General features: G+C 67.8%; 13 protein-coding genes and 2 tRNA genes. 11 read left to right on the plus strand and 4 right to left on the minus strand.

Annotated features, from left to right (window positions below):
• Nucleotides 1-101: 101 nt before the first annotated feature.
• Nucleotides 102-1,613, plus strand: coding sequence for an Asp-tRNA(Asn)/Glu-tRNA(Gln) amidotransferase subunit GatB (gene gatB, locus WU80_RS14080; protein ID WP_055403326.1), 1,512 nt, complete (start codon nucleotides 102-104; stop codon nucleotides 1,611-1,613).
• Nucleotides 1,614-1,630: 17 nt separating this feature from the next.
• Here the strand turns inward: gatB and WU80_RS14085 are convergent, their stop codons facing one another.
• Complete coding sequence (locus WU80_RS14085; RefSeq protein ID WP_082459854.1) at nucleotides 1,631-2,752, minus strand: sorbosone dehydrogenase family protein; 1,122 nt, start codon at nucleotides 2,750-2,752, stop codon at nucleotides 1,631-1,633.
• A gap of 240 nt (nucleotides 2,753-2,992) precedes the next feature.
• Between WU80_RS14085 and WU80_RS14090 the strand changes: the two genes are divergently transcribed.
• The gene (locus WU80_RS14090; protein ID WP_055403324.1) at nucleotides 2,993-3,853 is read left to right on the plus strand and encodes a DoxX family protein; all 861 of its coding nucleotides are present in this window, start codon (nucleotides 2,993-2,995) and stop codon (nucleotides 3,851-3,853) included.
• Nucleotides 3,854-3,856: 3 nt separating this feature from the next.
• On the opposite strand, the gene WU80_RS14095 is transcribed toward WU80_RS14090, so the two are convergent.
• Nucleotides 3,857-4,213, minus strand: a complete 357-nt coding sequence (locus WU80_RS14095) for a PH domain-containing protein (protein WP_055403323.1) — start codon at nucleotides 4,211-4,213, stop codon at nucleotides 3,857-3,859.
• Between the two features lie 311 nt (nucleotides 4,214-4,524).
• Here WU80_RS14095 and WU80_RS14100 point away from each other — a divergent pair, with 311 nt between their 5' ends.
• Genes WU80_RS14100 through ilvC form a run of 3 tightly spaced genes read left to right on the plus strand, consistent with a single transcriptional unit; the run spans nucleotide 4,525 to nucleotide 7,940 of the window.
• Nucleotides 4,525-6,393 (plus strand): acetolactate synthase large subunit, encoded by a 1,869-nt coding sequence (locus WU80_RS14100; RefSeq protein WP_055403322.1) that lies wholly within the window; start codon nucleotides 4,525-4,527, stop codon nucleotides 6,391-6,393.
• Nucleotides 6,393-6,890, plus strand: a complete 498-nt coding sequence (gene ilvN / locus WU80_RS14105; RefSeq protein ID WP_055403321.1) for an acetolactate synthase small subunit — start codon at nucleotides 6,393-6,395, stop codon at nucleotides 6,888-6,890. The genes WU80_RS14100 and ilvN overlap by 1 nt, the downstream gene beginning before the upstream one ends.
• Before the next feature lie 48 nt (nucleotides 6,891-6,938).
• Nucleotides 6,939-7,940 (plus strand): ketol-acid reductoisomerase, encoded by a 1,002-nt coding sequence (gene ilvC / locus WU80_RS14110; RefSeq protein WP_156349549.1) that lies wholly within the window; start codon nucleotides 6,939-6,941, stop codon nucleotides 7,938-7,940.
• Nucleotides 7,941-8,009: 69 nt separating this feature from the next.
• On the opposite strand, the gene wrbA is transcribed toward ilvC, so the two are convergent.
• On the minus strand, nucleotides 8,010-8,612 hold the full coding sequence (wrbA, locus tag WU80_RS14115) for an NAD(P)H:quinone oxidoreductase (protein ID WP_055403319.1): 603 nt from the start codon (nucleotides 8,610-8,612) through the stop codon (nucleotides 8,010-8,012).
• A gap of 107 nt (nucleotides 8,613-8,719) precedes the next feature.
• Between wrbA and serA the strand changes: the two genes are divergently transcribed.
• Together serA and WU80_RS14125 are read left to right on the plus strand one after the other, a co-directional pair.
• Nucleotides 8,720-10,306 (plus strand): phosphoglycerate dehydrogenase, encoded by a 1,587-nt coding sequence (serA, locus tag WU80_RS14120; RefSeq protein WP_055403318.1) that lies wholly within the window; start codon nucleotides 8,720-8,722, stop codon nucleotides 10,304-10,306.
• Nucleotides 10,303-11,313, plus strand: a complete 1,011-nt coding sequence (locus WU80_RS14125; RefSeq protein WP_055403317.1) for a 3-isopropylmalate dehydrogenase — start codon at nucleotides 10,303-10,305, stop codon at nucleotides 11,311-11,313. The genes serA and WU80_RS14125 overlap by 4 nt, the downstream gene beginning before the upstream one ends.
• On the opposite strand, the gene WU80_RS14130 is transcribed toward WU80_RS14125, so the two are convergent.
• A complete protein-coding gene (locus WU80_RS14130; protein ID WP_055403316.1) occupies nucleotides 11,213-12,517 on the minus strand; it encodes an MFS transporter in 1,305 nt (434 codons plus the stop codon). The genes WU80_RS14125 and WU80_RS14130 overlap by 101 nt on opposite strands.
• Before the next feature lie 107 nt (nucleotides 12,518-12,624).
• Between WU80_RS14130 and WU80_RS14135 the strand changes: the two genes are divergently transcribed.
• The 4 genes from WU80_RS14135 to WU80_RS14150 all read left to right on the plus strand — a co-directional run bounded on the left by WU80_RS14135 (nucleotide 12,625) and on the right by WU80_RS14150 (nucleotide 15,265).
• The gene (locus WU80_RS14135; protein ID WP_055403330.1) at nucleotides 12,625-13,422 is read left to right on the plus strand and encodes a fumarylacetoacetate hydrolase family protein; all 798 of its coding nucleotides are present in this window, start codon (nucleotides 12,625-12,627) and stop codon (nucleotides 13,420-13,422) included.
• On the plus strand, nucleotides 13,419-14,888 hold the full coding sequence (gene gltX / locus WU80_RS14140) for a glutamate--tRNA ligase (protein ID WP_082459853.1): 1,470 nt from the start codon (nucleotides 13,419-13,421) through the stop codon (nucleotides 14,886-14,888). Before WU80_RS14135 ends, gltX begins: the two co-directional genes overlap by 4 nt.
• A 147-nt stretch (nucleotides 14,889-15,035) precedes the next feature.
• Nucleotides 15,036-15,107 (plus strand) — tRNA-Gln (locus WU80_RS14145).
• Between the two features lie 85 nt (nucleotides 15,108-15,192).
• Nucleotides 15,193-15,265, plus strand: a tRNA-Glu gene (locus WU80_RS14150).
• The last annotated feature ends 2 nt before the right edge of the window (nucleotides 15,266-15,267 follow it).

A 15,267-nucleotide genomic window follows, 5' to 3' on the forward strand; every position in this document is an offset into this window, starting at 1 on the left:
TCGCCCGGCTCCGCCGCGCTCGCGGTCACCACTGGGTCTGATGGTGGTGACCCGCTTCGCCCGGCTCCGCCGCGCTCGCGGTCACCACTACGATCGACGGCATGAGTCTTGCCGCCAGTGCCGATCTCATGGATTACGACGAGGTCATCGCCCGTTTCGACCCCGTCCTCGGCCTCGAGGTGCACGTCGAGCTGTCGACGGTCACCAAGATGTTCTGCGGCTGCTCCACCGCGTTCGGCGCCGAACCCAACACCCAGGTCTGCCCGGTGTGCCTCGGACTGCCGGGGTCGCTGCCGGTGCTCAACCGCACCGCGGTGGAATCGGCCATTCGGATCGGGCTGGCGCTGAACTGCGAGATCGTGCCGTGGTGCCGCTTCGCCCGGAAGAACTACTTCTACCCGGACATGCCGAAGAACTACCAGATCTCCCAGTACGACGAGCCGATCGCCATCAACGGCTACCTGGACGCGCCGCTCGAAGACGGCAGCACGTGGCGGGTCGAGATCGAGCGCGCGCACATGGAGGAAGACACCGGCAAGCTGACCCACCTGGGCAGCGAGACCGGCCGCATCCACGGCGCGACGACATCGCTGCTCGACTACAACCGCGCCGGCGTGCCGCTGATCGAAATCGTGACCAAGCCCATCGTCGGCGCCGGCGCCCGGGCGCCGCAGATCGCCCGCGCATACGTCACCGCCTTGCGAGACCTGTTGCGCGCCTTGGGCGTATCCGATGTCCGGATGGACCAGGGCTCGATGCGTTGCGATTCCAACGTATCGCTGATGCCGACGGGAACCACCGAGTTCGGCACCCGCACCGAGACCAAGAACGTCAACTCGCTGAAAAGCGTTGAGGTCGCGGTCCGTTACGAAATGCAGCGGCAGGCAGCCGTGCTCGCGTCCGGCGGCCGGATCATCCAGGAGACCAGACACTTTCACGAGGCGGGATACACCAGCCCGGGCCGCGCGAAGGAGACCGCTCAGGACTACCGCTATTTCCCCGAGCCCGACCTGGAACCCGTCGCGCCCAGTCGCGAGTTGGTCGACCAGCTGCGCCAGACCATCCCGGAGCTACCGTGGCTGAGCCGCAAGCGAATCCAGCAGGAATGGGGCGTCTCCGACGAGGTGATGCGCGATCTGGTCAACGCCGGTGCCGTGGAACTGGTCACCGAGACCGTCAAGCATGGCGCCGCCAGCGAGCAGGCGCGCGCCTGGTGGGGAAACTTCTTGGTGCAGAAGGCCAACGAGGCCAACATCAGCTTGGACGAACTGGCCATCACGCCGGCTCAGGTCGCCGCGGTGATCGCCCTGGTGGACGAGGGCAAGCTGTCCAACAAGCTGGCCCGCCAGGTCGTGGAGGGGGTGCTGGCCGGCGAGGGCGACCCCGAGCAGGTGATGAACGCCCGCGGCCTCGAGCTGGTGCGCGACGATTCGGTGACCCAGGCGGCGGTCGATGAGGCGCTGGCCGCCAATCCCGATGTGGCGGAAAAGATCCGCGGCGGCAAGGTGGCCGCGGCGGGCGCGATCGTCGGCGCGGTGATGAAGGCCACCCGCGGGCAGGCCGACGCGGCGCGGGTGCGCGAACTGGTGCTGGCCGCCTGCGGGCAGGGTTGACGAAGGCGTAGCTTTCGCTAGGTCTTGTCGTCGTTGTTGCGCGGGAAGCCGCCGCCCTGCGGGAACAGCGGGAACACCACGTCGTCGAGCTTTTCGGCGTCCCCGGCGGTCTTGTTGACCGTTGCGCCCCAGACGTTTCCGTCCGGCGACATCCGCAGCGCCCACGCGTGTGCGTGCGTGTCCTTGCGCACCACGTCGGGTTCGCCGGTGACCGCGCCCGTCGCCGGGGCCAGCCGCACGGCCACCGTCAGCTTGGTGTTGATGAGGTTGACCAGCACGGTCCCGTCCATCGCGGCGCAGCCGGCCACCCCGGGCTTGTCCGGCCAGGTCCACACCGTGGAGACCTCCGAGGCTTTGGTGATGCGCTGCAACCGGTCCGCCGTGGGCGTGCGGTCGGCCACGTAGAGCGAGCCGTCCACCGGGTCGATGCACAGGCCGCCGCCGGAGCCCACACCAGACAGCGCCGTCGTCGGCGGCGCTTGACCGATGGTGGTCGGCTGCTCGATCCGAAGGACCTTGCCGGCCAGCGATTTGGGGTCGGCAGCCGCCGCGGGGTTACCCGCGTCGCCGGTCATCACCACCAACGTGGTGGGGCTGGTGAAGATCAGTGCCCCGCTGTTGCCGGTCGCGCCCTTGGGGATCCCGGTGAGGATGTCCTTGGGGATGTCGCCGTCGGCGATCCGGATCACCCGATTGTCGGTCGGCGTGCTGACGTAGGCGTACATCAGCCGATCTTGGGTGTAGGTCGGCGACAGCACGATGTCCATCAGGCCGCCGTCCCCGGACGGGTCGACCGGGATGACCATCTTCACCTTCGGCTCGGCGCTGACCGAGATCTCCTTGACGGCGCCGGTGGTGCGCTCGGCGACGAGCGCGGTTTTGCTGTCCGGCCCCATGATCAGGCCGCTGGTGCTCTCCAGGCAGCCCTGCATGACGCCCGGCGCCGGGCATGCCTTCGGGAAGGGTGTGGGTGGCAGCGGCGGCGGCGGGGGAGGCGTCGAGCTGGTTTGGGGCTTGAGCTCGGGGTTGGTGGTGAACGGCTGCGATTGCGCGTCGTTGAACCGCGCGCACCCGCTCGCGACCAGCATCGTCGCGCAGAGCGCGGCGATCCCGCACCGAACCGAGCGCCGTAGTCGCATGACCGACAGGCTACGGATAGTGCGCCCGCCGCCGCCACACGCATGCGCCGGGCCGCCTGGGGCGGCATGCTCGGCACCCGTTTCTCGGCGGCCGGAAGCCGCCGGATTCGGCCGTTTTCGACCGCCCGCAGCGTCCCGCACGGCCAATCCGGGCTTGTTTGGCGGGCAAACAGGCGATTGCCTGGCGAAAGCGCCGCTCAAATCCCCAATTCAGCGCCAACTGCCCTTACCCTGACACCCGTGACCAGTCAACCGAATGACGGACATTGGCAGCGGCCCGGTGAATCCCCGGAGCCAACCCCGGGACGGCCCGCCACGGCGCGCGTGGTCGACCCCGAAGACGACTTGACGCCCGTCGGTTACCCCGGCGACTTCAACCCCTCCACCGGAACCACCACCGTCATCCCCTACATGGGTGACCACGCCGGCGCGGCCGGGTCCCGGGCGGCGGGTTACCACGTGCTCGATCAGCAGGAGCCCCTGCCCTACGTGCAGCCGCAGGAGTCCCGGCACGCGGCCGCCGAGCCCGCCGAGATCGACGGGGACGAACACCACGGCCGGTTGCACGAAGTCGGCCGGCGCGGAACCCAGCACCTGGGTTTGCTGATCTTGCGGGTCGGCCTCGGGGTCGTGCTTGCGGCGCACGGGCTGCAGAAGCTGTTCGGCTGGTGGGGCGGCTCCGGCGTCGGCGGGTTCAAGAACTCGCTGTCCGACGTCGGCTACCAGCACGCCGACATCCTGGCCTACGTCAGCGCCGGCGGTGAGCTCGTCGCGGGCGTGCTGCTGATCCTGGGGCTGTTCACCCCGGTGGCCGCGGCGGGTGCGCTGGCGTTCCTGATCAACGGCATGCTGGCCACCATCACGGCCCGCCCGCATCCGCACACTTTCACGTACTTCCTGCCGGACGGCCACGAATACCAGATCACGCTGATCGTCCTGGCCGTCGCGGTCATCCTGTGCGGACCCGGCCGCTACGGTCTGGACGCGCGCCGGGGCTGGGCCCACCGGCCCTTCATCGGGTCGTTCGTCGCCCTGCTGGTCGGCATCGCCGCCGGCATCGCCGTGTGGGTGCTGCTCAACGGGGTCAACCCGATCGCCTGACCGTCACTGATAGGGGTTGGGCACGCGTCCCGCGCTGGCCTGCGTCAGCTCCGGAAGCGTCGCGAACGTCACCGCGGGCAGGCGCAGCTCCGCGCCGCTCTTGAGGTGCGCGCGGGCCCAGGAGCCGCGGTGGAAGCGCAGCCCGTCGATCTCGTCCCACGGCACCGTCTGGCTGCCCAGCAGCGTTCGGACGGTCACGCCTTTGTCGTCGGCGACGGTGCGCAGCCGCACGATCATGGCCGACAGCAGCAGGGGAATCAGCAGCAGCGGCGCCGAGGGCGGCCACAGCATCACCGGTATCAGCAACCCCAGCGTGGTGAATCCGACCGCCAGGTGAGCGATCGGCGACACCTTGATCACGACGGGTGTGTGCGAAGACGAACCGGTAGCCACCCGACCATCATTTCACCCGTCGCGATGCACCGGACCTCCGCGCGAGCGGGCGGTAGCGGATTTGACTGCTGAGCTGTGCGAAGGCTACCGTCGGACGTTATGGATACCGCCGGACAGCCCGGGATGCTCGTAGTAATTAGTCGGCGCGTTGGTGCCTGACTAGCCTCTCGGCATTTGAAGCTATCCAGACCAACGCGCAACCCTCGTGCAGCAGAAGAGCTGTCGGGGGTTTTTTGTTGCCCCAGCGAGACTCCCAGAGTGAATAAGGACAAAAGACAGTGAGCGCACCCACCAGGCAGCACGCCACCTCGCCACAGCGTGCCGCCGACGTCGCCTCCGACGCGGCGGAAACTCCCGCCGCCGCCCCCGCCAAGAAGCCGAAACGCGTTGGGCCCGAGCAGCTTACCGGCGCCCAGTCGGTGATCCGATCGCTGGAAGAGCTCGACGTCGAGGTCATCTTCGGCATCCCCGGTGGCGCGGTCTTGCCGGTCTATGACCCGCTGTTCGACTCGAAAAAGCTTCGCCACGTGCTGGTTCGGCACGAGCAGGGCGCCGGCCACGCCGCCAGCGGCTACGCCCACGCCACCGGCAAGGTCGGGGTGTGCATGGCCACGTCGGGCCCCGGCGCCACGAACCTGGTCACCCCGCTGGCCGACGCGCAGATGGATTCGGTGCCCGTCGTTGCCATCACCGGCCAGGTCGGTCGCACGCTGATCGGCACCGACGCGTTCCAGGAAGCCGACATTTCTGGCATCACGATGCCGATCACCAAGCACAACTTCCTGGTCCGCTCCGGCGACGAGATCCCGCAGGTGATCGCCGAGGCCTTCCACATCGCGTCCTCGGGCCGCCCGGGTGCGGTGCTCGTCGACATCCCCAAGGACGTCCTTCAGGGCCAGTGCACGTTCAGTTGGCCGCCGCGCATGGATCTGCCCGGCTACAAGCCGAACACCAAGCCGCACAACCGGCAGATCCGCGAGGCCGCCAAGCTGATCGCGGCGTCCAACAAGCCGGTGCTGTACGTCGGCGGCGGCGTCATCCGCGGCGAGGCGACCGAGCAACTGCTCGAGTTGGCCGAGCTGACCGGCATTCCCGTCGTGACCACCCTGATGGCGCGCGGCGCGTTCCCCGACAGCCATCGCCAGCACATGGGCATGCCCGGCATGCACGGCACGGTCGCCGCGGTGGCGGCGCTGCAGCGCAGCGACCTGCTGATCGCGCTGGGCACCCGCTTCGACGACCGGGTCACCGGGAAGCTCGACACCTTCGCGCCGGAGGCGAAAGTCATTCACGCCGACATCGACCCGGCCGAGATCGGCAAGAACCGCCACGCCGACGTGCCGATCGTCGGCGACGTCAAAGCGGTCATCACCGACCTGATCGGCATGCTGCGTCACTACGACATCCCCGGCAACATCGACATGACGGAATGGTGGGCCTACCTGGACAGCGTCCAGTCCACCTACCCGCTGAGCTACGGCCCGCAGAGCGACGGCAGCCTCGGACCGGAATACGTCATCGAGAAGCTGGGCCAGATCGCCGGCCCGGACGCCGTGTACGTCGCCGGCGTTGGGCAGCATCAGATGTGGGCGGCGCAGTTCATCTCCTATGAGAAGCCGCGCACCTGGATCAATTCCGGTGGGCTGGGCACCATGGGGTTCGCCATCCCGGCGGCCATGGGCGCCAAAATGGCACGCCCCGAGGCCGAGGTGTGGGCCATCGACGGCGACGGCTGCTTCCAGATGACCAATCAGGAGTTGGCCACCTGTGCGATCGAGGGCGTGCCGATCAAGGTGGCGCTGATCAACAACGGGAACCTGGGCATGGTGCGCCAATGGCAGACGCTGTTCTACGAGGAGCGGTACTCGCAAACCGACCTGGCTACGCACTCGCACCGCATCCCGGACTTCGTGAAGCTGGCGGAGGCGCTGGGATGCGTCGGATTGCGTTGCGAGCGTGAGGAAGACGTCGAAGAGGTGATCAAACAAGCCCGCGCGATCAACGACCGTCCGGTGGTGATCGACTTCATCGTCGGCGCCGACGCGCAAGTCTGGCCGATGGTGGCCGCCGGCACCAGCAACGACGAGATTCAGGCCGCGCGCGGCATCCGTCCCCTGTTCGGCGACGAGAGCGAAGGGCACGCCTGATGAACACGCACACGCTGTCGGTGTTGGTCGAGGACAAACCCGGTGTGCTCGCTCGGGTGGCGGCGCTGTTCTCGCGGCGCGGATTCAACATCGAATCGCTGGCCGTCGGTGCCACCGAGCAGAAAGACATGTCGCGCATGACGATCGTGGTCGCCTGCGACGAGACACCGCTCGAACAGGTCACCAAGCAGCTCAACAAACTGATCAACGTCATCAAGATCGTCGAGCTGGACGAGGACACGTCGATGTCCCGGGAGCTGGCGCTGATCAAGGTGCGCGCCGACGCCGGCAGCCGCAGCCAGGTGATCGAAGCGGTAAACCTGTTCCGCGCCAAGGTGATCGACGTATCCCCGGAGGCGCTGACGATCGAGGCGACCGGTGATCGAGGCAAGATCGAGGCGCTGCTGCGGGTGTTGGAGCCGTTCGGTATCCGCGAAATCGTCCAGTCCGGAGTGGTGTCGTTGTCCCGCGGTCCGCGCGGCCTGGGCGCGAAATAGCCACGGCCAAGTAATACACAAGGAGATATTGAAAAAGTGGCACTAGAAATGTTCTACGACGACGATGCCGACCTCTCGATCATCCAGGGGCGCAAGGTCGGGGTGATCGGTTACGGCAGCCAGGGGCACGCGCACTCGCTGAGCCTGCGCGACTCCGGTGTGCAGGTGCGCGTCGGGCTCAAGGAGGGTTCGAAGTCGCGGGCCAAGGTCTCCGAGCAGGGCCTGGAAGTCGACACCCCCGCCGAGGTGGCCAAGTGGGCCGACGTCATCATGCTGTTGGCGCCCGACACGGCGCAGGCCGACATCTTCAAGAACGACATCGAGCCCAACCTCTCCGAGGGCGACGCGCTGTTCTTCGGCCACGGGCTCAACATCCACTTCGACCTGATCAAGCCGCCCGGCAACGTCACCATCGCGATGGTCGCGCCGAAGGGGCCCGGGCACCTGGTGCGTCGCCAGTTCGTGGACGGCAAGGGCGTGCCCTGCCTGATCGCGGTCGACCAGGACCCGACCGGCGAGGGTGAGGCGCTGGCGCTGTCCTACGCCAAGGCCATCGGCGGCACCCGCGCCGGCGTCATCAAGACCACCTTCAAGGACGAGACCGAGACCGACCTGTTCGGTGAGCAGGCCGTGTTGTGCGGTGGCACTGAGGAATTGGTGAAGACCGGTTTCGACGTGATGGTGGAGGCCGGTTACCCGCCGGAGATGGCCTACTTCGAGGTGCTGCACGAGCTCAAGCTGATCGTGGACCTGATGTACGAGGGTGGCATCGCCCGGATGAACTATTCGGTGTCCGACACCGCCGAGTTCGGCGGGTACCTGTCGGGCCCGCGGGTCATCGACGCCGGCACCAAGGAGCGGATGCGCGAGATCCTGCGCGACATCCAGGACGGCACGTTCACCAAGAAGCTGGTCGCCAACGTCGAGGGCGGCAACAAGGAACTCGAGCGGCTGCGCAAGGAGAACGCCGAGCACCCGATCGAGGTGACCGGCAAGAAGCTGCGCGACCTCATGAGCTGGGTCGACCGGCCGATCACCGAGACGGCGTAGCCTTACGCGGGCCGCCGGTCCGCGAAACTGAAACCACGGCGACCTTTTACGGCGTGTCGTGTGCGTGGTTTAAGTGTCGCGAAGGCGGCCCGCGACTGACACCACCCGGCGCGCCAAGTGCTCGAGGGCATTCTCGGTGGCCTCGTCGAACTCGTGGATGTTGTCGTGCGTCGACACCAGGCTGACCCCATACGGATTGCCGTCGACGAACTTGCACGGGTCGGTGTAGCCGGGCGGGACGATGATGCCGCCGAAATGCATCAGCGTGATGTAGAGCGAAAGCAGCGTGGTTTCCTGACCGCCGTGCAGCGTGTTGGACGACGTGAAGGCCGCGTACACCTTGTCGGCGAGGTTGCCCTCGGCCCACAACCCGCCCAGCGAGTCCAGGAAGTTGCGCAATTGCGCGGCGGGAGAACCGAAGCGGGTCGGCGAACCGAAGATCACCGCATCCGCCCACACGATGTCCTCACCCGTCGCCGCCGGAAGGTCCTTCGTCGCTTGATAATTGGCGGTCCAGGCCGGGTTCTGGGCGAACGATTCCGGGTCGCGGGTCTCGGCGACGTGCCGAAGGCGGACTTCGGCGCCGGCGGACTCGGCCGCGGCGGCCACGCGTTGCGCCATCGCGGTGTTATGCCCGGTCGCCGAATAGTAGATGATCGCAAGTTTGGTCATCAGCGCATCGTAGGACCTCACCGACCCGCGCCCAACCGCCGTCGGTGCAGGTTACGGCAGTGGTGAGCCCGTCGATGCCCGTCAAACGCAGCCGATAGGCTGGCCGGGTGAATCTGCCTGTTGTATTGATCGCCGACAAACTCGCCCAATCGACCGTCGCCGCCCTGGGAGACCAGGTCGAGGTGCGCTGGGTGGACGGGCCGGACCGGGAGAAGCTGCTGGCCGCGGTGCCGGAGGCCGACGCGCTGCTGGTGCGCTCGGCCACCACCGTCGACGCCGAGGTGCTGGCGGCCGCCGCCAAGCTCAAGATCGTGGCCCGCGCCGGGGTGGGGCTGGACAACGTCGACGTGGACGCCGCGACCGAGCGCGGCGTGCTGGTGGTCAACGCCCCCACCTCGAACATTCACAGCGCCGCCGAGCACGCGTTGGCGCTGCTCCTGGCGGCCGCCCGGCAGATCCCGGCCGCCGACGCCTCCCTGCGCGAGCACGCCTGGAAGCGGTCGTCGTTCAACGGCACCGAGATCTTCGGCAAGACGGTCGGCGTGGTGGGCCTGGGCCGGATCGGGCAGTTGGTCGCCCAGCGCTTGACCGCCTTCGGCACCCACCTGGTGGCCTACGACCCCTACGTGTCGCCGGCCCGGGCCGCGCAGCTGGGCATCGAACTGCTGCCGCTCGACGACCTGTTGGCCCGCGCCGACTTCATCTCGGTCCACCTGCCGAAGACGCCCGAGACGGCTGGCCTGATCGGCAAGGAAGCGCTGGCGAAGACCAAGCCGGGCGTCATCATCGTCAACGCCGCCCGCGGCGGCCTGATCGACGAGGCCGCGCTGGCCGAAGCGGTGAGCAGCGGACACGTGCGGGCGGCCGGCATCGACGTGTTCGCCAAGGAGCCGTGCACCGATAGCCCGCTGTTCGAGCTGCCCCAGGTGGTGGTGACCCCGCACCTGGGTGCGTCGACCTCCGAGGCCCAGGACCGGGCGGGCACCGACGTCGCCGAGAGCGTGAAGCTAGCGCTGGCCGGGGAATTCGTTCCCGATGCCGTCAACGTCGGCGGCGGTGTGGTCAACGAGGAGGTGGCGCCCTGGCTGGACCTGGTGCGCAAGCTCGGGGTACTTGCCGCCTCGCTGTCCGACGGGCCGCCGGTATCGGTGTCGGTTCAGGTGCGCGGCGAGCTCGCGTCCGAAGACGTTGAGGTGCTGAAGCTTTCGGCTCTGCGTGGGCTGTTCTCGGCGGTGGTCGAGGGTCCGGTCACCTTCGTCAACGCGCCGGCGCTGGCCGAAGAGCGCGGCGTCAGCGCCGAGCTCACCACGGCCTCGGAAAGTCCGAACCACCGCAGCGTCGTCGACGTCCGCGCCGTCGCTCACGACGGCACCGCCGTCAACGTCGCCGGCACGCTGTCGGGGCCGCAGTTGGTGGAAAAGATCGTGCAGATCAACGGCCGCAACTTCGATCTGCGCGCGCAGGGCACCAACCTCGTGATCAACTACGCCGACGAGCCCGGGGCGCTGGGCAAGATCGGCACCCTGCTCGGTTCGGCGGGCGTGAACATCCAAGCCGCGCAGCTGTCCGAGGACGCCGAAGGCCCGGGCGCGACGATCCTGCTGCGGCTGGATCGGGACGTGCCGAGCGAGGTGCGGTCGGCGATCGGCGCGGCGGTGGGCGCGAACAAGCTTGAGGTGGTTGATCTTTCGTGAAGTTCGCGGTGATCGGCGGCGACGGCATCGGGCCGGAAGTCACGGCCGAGGCCGTTAAGGTCCTCGATGCCGTGCTGCCCGGCGTCGAAAAGACCGAATACGACCTGGGCGCCCGGCGGTATCACGCCAGCGGTGAACTGCTGCCGGAATCGGTGCTCGCCGAGCTGCGCCAGCACGACGCCATCCTGCTCGGTGCGATCGGCGATCCGTCGGTGCCCAGCGGCGTGCTGGAGCGGGGCCTGTTGCTGCGGTTGCGTTTTGAGTTGGATCATCACGTCAACCTGCGACCGGGGCGGCTGTATCCCGGGGTGAGCAGCCCGCTCGCCGGGAACCCCGACATCGACTTCGTCGTCGTGCGCGAGGGGACCGAAGGCCCATACACCGGCACGGGGGGTGCGATCCGAACCGGCACGCCCCACGAGGTGGCCACCGAGGTCAGCCTCAACACGGCCTTCGGCGTGCGCCGCGTGGTGGCCGACGCATTCGAACGCGCGCAGCGTCGCCGCAACCACCTGACGCTGGTGCACAAGACCAACGTGCTGACCTTCGCCGGGAAGCTGTGGGCGCGGATCGTCGGCGAGGTCGGGGAGGAGTACCCCGGCGTCGAGGTCGCCTACCAACACGTCGACGCCGCCACCATTTTCATGGTCACCGACCCCGGGCGCTTCGATGTGATCGTCACCGACAACCTGTTCGGCGACATCATCACGGACCTGGCGGCGGCGGTGTGCGGCGGAATTGGCTTGGCCGCCAGCGGAAATATCGATGCCACCCGGACCAATCCATCGATGTTCGAGCCGGTGCACGGCAGCGCGCCGGACATCGCGGGTCAGGGCATCGCCGACCCGACCGCCGCGATCATGTCGGTGGCGTTGCTGCTCGCCCACCTCGGTGAGGACGAAGCCGCTAGCCGGGTGGACCGGGCCGTTGAGACCTATCTGGCGACACGTGGGCACGAACGGCTCGCCACCACCGAAGTCGGCGAACGGATTGCCGCCGCGCTGTAGTTTCCAGTCCGGGCGGGAGCAACCGCGCCGGCACCAGCGGCACCGCTGCGACCGGGAACAGCCCGCACAGTATCCACGCGTTCGGATATTTCGCGGCCGTGATGAGCGCGCCGAACAGCGGTGGCGCGACGCCCGCCATCACTCGTTGGGTGGTGTTCTGGATGCCCAGCGCGCGGCCACTCCAGAAGGGTCCGGCGAATTCGGTGATGGCCGTGGCCTCCAACCCGTTGTCGAGCACGGCGATCACCGAGATCACGACCATCAGGGGCGCCTGATAGCCCGAGTTCAGAAAGTCGGCCCAGGCCAATAGGAACAGGGTGACGGCGGCGGCGATCGCGATGATGCGGACCGGTCGCATTCGCGATCCCACCCGGTCCGACCAGCGGCCCACCAGGACGCGGCCGATCGCGCCCAGCAGCTGCGAGAGGGTGACGAGGCTGCCGGCGGCCGCGACCGACCAGTGCAGATTCTTGATCAGCCACACCAGCATGAATGTCACGGTTACCGTCTGCGGCACCATCATCAGACCCGCCACGGCGTGAATTCGCCACAGTGTCAACGATCCTCGGTACGGGCTGGCGAGTTCGGTGTCGGTGGCTTTCTCCCGCGGCTTGCGGGGCGGGTCGATGATGCCGACCGCGCTGGCTACCGCGCCCAACGCGCACGCCAACGCGGTGAACCTGAGCCCAGAGCTGGGGCCGTGCTCGGCCAACTCCGGAATCACCAGCGCCCCCAAGGCGATTCCGAGGGGCTGCGCGGTTTGGCGGAAGCCCATGGCCAGGCCGCGTTGCTGCGGCGGGAACCATGCCGACACCAGCCGCCCGCCGGCGGTGTTGCAACTGGCCGCGGCCATGCCGCCGAGGAACAGGTAGACGGCCATCAGCACCATCGAATGCGCGGACGCCGCCGCGAAGGCCGCCACCGCGGTGAGCGCCGAGCCTGCGGCCATCACCAGTCGCTCGCCCACCCGGTCCAGTACGTAGCCCCACATCACCAGGGTGACCACCATGCCCCAACTGGGCATCGAGGACAGCAGACCGGCCTCGTCGAGCGGGATGCCGCGCGCTGATTGCAGCGAGGGAATGAGGAACGCGACACCGTTGATGAAGAGGAAGGAACTCGCGGTGGCGATTAGCGATACCACCATGATGGACCAGCGCCCAGCCGCGCCCAGCTCGCGCGTGGAGGCCGCGTCCGTTTGCATTCCCCATGCTTGCACAGCCGGGTGAAAATGCTGGTGAGGCTTGCGCGACGGCCTCACGTGCGATGCCCCTCGCCGCCGCGCTCGCGGCCGTCACTAGGCTCAACGAAATGCGCCTTGGTCGAATCGCCAGCCCCGACGGTGTCGCCTTCGTCAGCATCGAGGGCGAACTCGCCGATCCCGCCGCAATGGTCGCCCGCGAGATCGCCGAGCATCCGTTTGGCGCGCCGAACTTCACCGGCCGGTCGTGGCCGCTTGCCGATGTGCGGCTGCTGGCCCCGATATTGGCGAGCAAGGTGGTCTGCATCGGCAAGAACTACACCGATCACATCGCGGAGATGACCGAGCTGACCGGCCCGGCGGCGCCGGACCCCATCATCTTCCTCAAGCCCAACACGGCCATCATCGGCCCGAACGTGCCGATTCGGTTGCCGGCCAACGCATCACCGGTGCACTTCGAGGGGGAGTTGGCGGCCGTCATCGGCCGGCCCTGCAAGGACGTCTCGGCCGCCGAGGCCGCCGACAGCATCCTCGGCTACACCATCGGCAACGACGTGTCGGCCCGCGACCAACAGAAGGCCGACGGCCAGTGGACCCGGGCGAAGGGGCACGACACGTTCTGCCCGGTCGGGCCGTGGATCGTCACCGATGTCGATCCCGCGGACCTCGAAATCCGAACCGAGGTCAACGGCGAGGTCAAGCAACACAGCCGGACCTCGCTGATGATCCACGACATCGGCGCGATCGTCGAATGGATCTCGGCCGTGATGACGCTGCTGCCGGGCGATCTGATCCTGACCGGAACGCCCGCCGGCGTCGGTCCGATCGAGGACGGCGACACCGTCGCCATCACCATCGAGGGGATCGGCACGCTGTCCAATCCCGTGGTCCGTAAGGGAAAGTCGTGACCGACGAAACGAAAGTCCGCGTCAGGTTCTGCCCGTCGCCCACGGGCACCCCGCACGTCGGGATGGTCCGCACCGCGCTGTTCAACTGGGCCTATGCCCGGCACACCGGCGGCACCTTCGTCTTTCGCATCGAGGACACCGACGCCGAACGTGACAGCGAGGAAAGCTATCTGGCGCTGCTCGACGCGCTGCGTTGGCTCGGCCTGGACTGGGACGAGGGCCCGGAGGTCGGCGGGCCCTACGGCCCGTACCGTCAGTCGCTGCGCAAAGAGATCTACCGCGACGTGGTGGCCAAGCTGCTCGAGGCGGGCGAGGCCTACTACGCGTTCTCGACCCCGGAAGAGGTTGAGGCGCGCCACATCGCGGTGGGCCGCAACCCGAAACTGGGTTACGACAACTTCGACCGGCAGCTGACCGACGCGCAGCGCGCCGCGTTCCTCGCGGAGGGCCGCAAGCCGGTGGTGCGGCTGCGGATGCCCGACGAAGACCTCGGCTGGAACGACCTCGTGCGCGGGCCCACCAACTTCGCCGCGGGCTCCGTGCCGGACTTCGCGCTGACCCGCGCCAACGGAGATCCGTTGTACACCTTGGTCAATCCGTGCGACGACGCGCTGATGAAAATCACCCACGTGCTGCGGGGCGAGGACCTGCTGCCGTCGACCCCGCGGCAGCTCGCGCTGTACCAGTCGCTGATCCGGATCGGCGTCGCCGAGCGCATCCCGGAGTTCGCCCACCTGCCAACGGTATTGGGGGAGGGAACCAAGAAACTCTCCAAGCGCGACCCGCAGTCGAACCTGTTCGCCCACCGCGATCGCGGCTTCATCCCCGAGGGGCTGCTCAATTACCTCGCGCTGCTGGGCTGGGCCATCGCCGACGACCACGACGTGTTCAGTCTCGACGAGATGGTGGCCGCCTTCGACGTCGTGAACGTCAATTCCAATCCCGCGCGGTTCGACCAGAAGAAGGCCGACGCGCTCAACGGCGAGCACATCCGGATGCTCGAGCCGGCGGACTTCGCCGGTCGGTTGCGTGCCTACTTCGAGGCGCACGGCCACCGCCTCGGATTGGATGACGCGGCGTTCGCCACGGCCGCGGACCTGGTGCAGACGCGCATCGTCGTGCTCGCCGACGCGTGGGAGCTGCTGAAGTTCCTCAACGACGACGAATACGAGATCGACCCCAAGGCCGCCGCCAAGGAACTCGGTGCGGACGCGGCCGCGGTGCTGGACGCGGCGCTGACCGCGCTGGACGGCGTGGCGGACTGGACCACCACCGACATCGAGTCCGCCCTCAAGTCCGCGCTCATCGACGGCTTGGGCCTCAAACCGCGCAAGGCCTTTGGCCCGATCAGGGTCGCCGCCACGGGAACGACGGTCAGCCCGCCGTTGTTCGAATCGCTGGAGCTGCTCGGCCGCGACCGCAGCCTGCTGCGGCTACGCGCCGCGCGCGAAACGGTCGGCGGGTAGGCGACGACCTCGCGTGCGGATTGTGTGCCGAGTCTTTGGTAGTCTGCACTGCGGTTTACAAAGGCCGACAACGGCGGGCAGCGGCGGTCTCCCGAGCAGGGCGAAAAGGCTCAGGATGGCCGCTGACCAGCGGTTTTAGGCAGCCAATGGGGTATGGTGTAATTGGCAACACAGCTGATTCTGGTTCAGCCATTCTAGGTTCGAGTCCTGGTACCCCAGCAAAATCGCGCCACCTCAAGCGATTAGGTGGGCTTTTAGGGTGTGAGCTATGCTGGCACTCCGGATCGTCTCTGGATCGTTTCTTGGCCCCGTCGTCTAGCGGCCTAGGACGCCGCCCTCTCACGGCGGTAGCGTGGGTTCGAATCCCATCGGGGCTACA

This window comes from Mycobacterium sp. UM_11, assembly GCF_001414075.1.
GTDB lineage: Bacteria > Actinomycetota > Actinomycetes > Mycobacteriales > Mycobacteriaceae > Mycobacterium.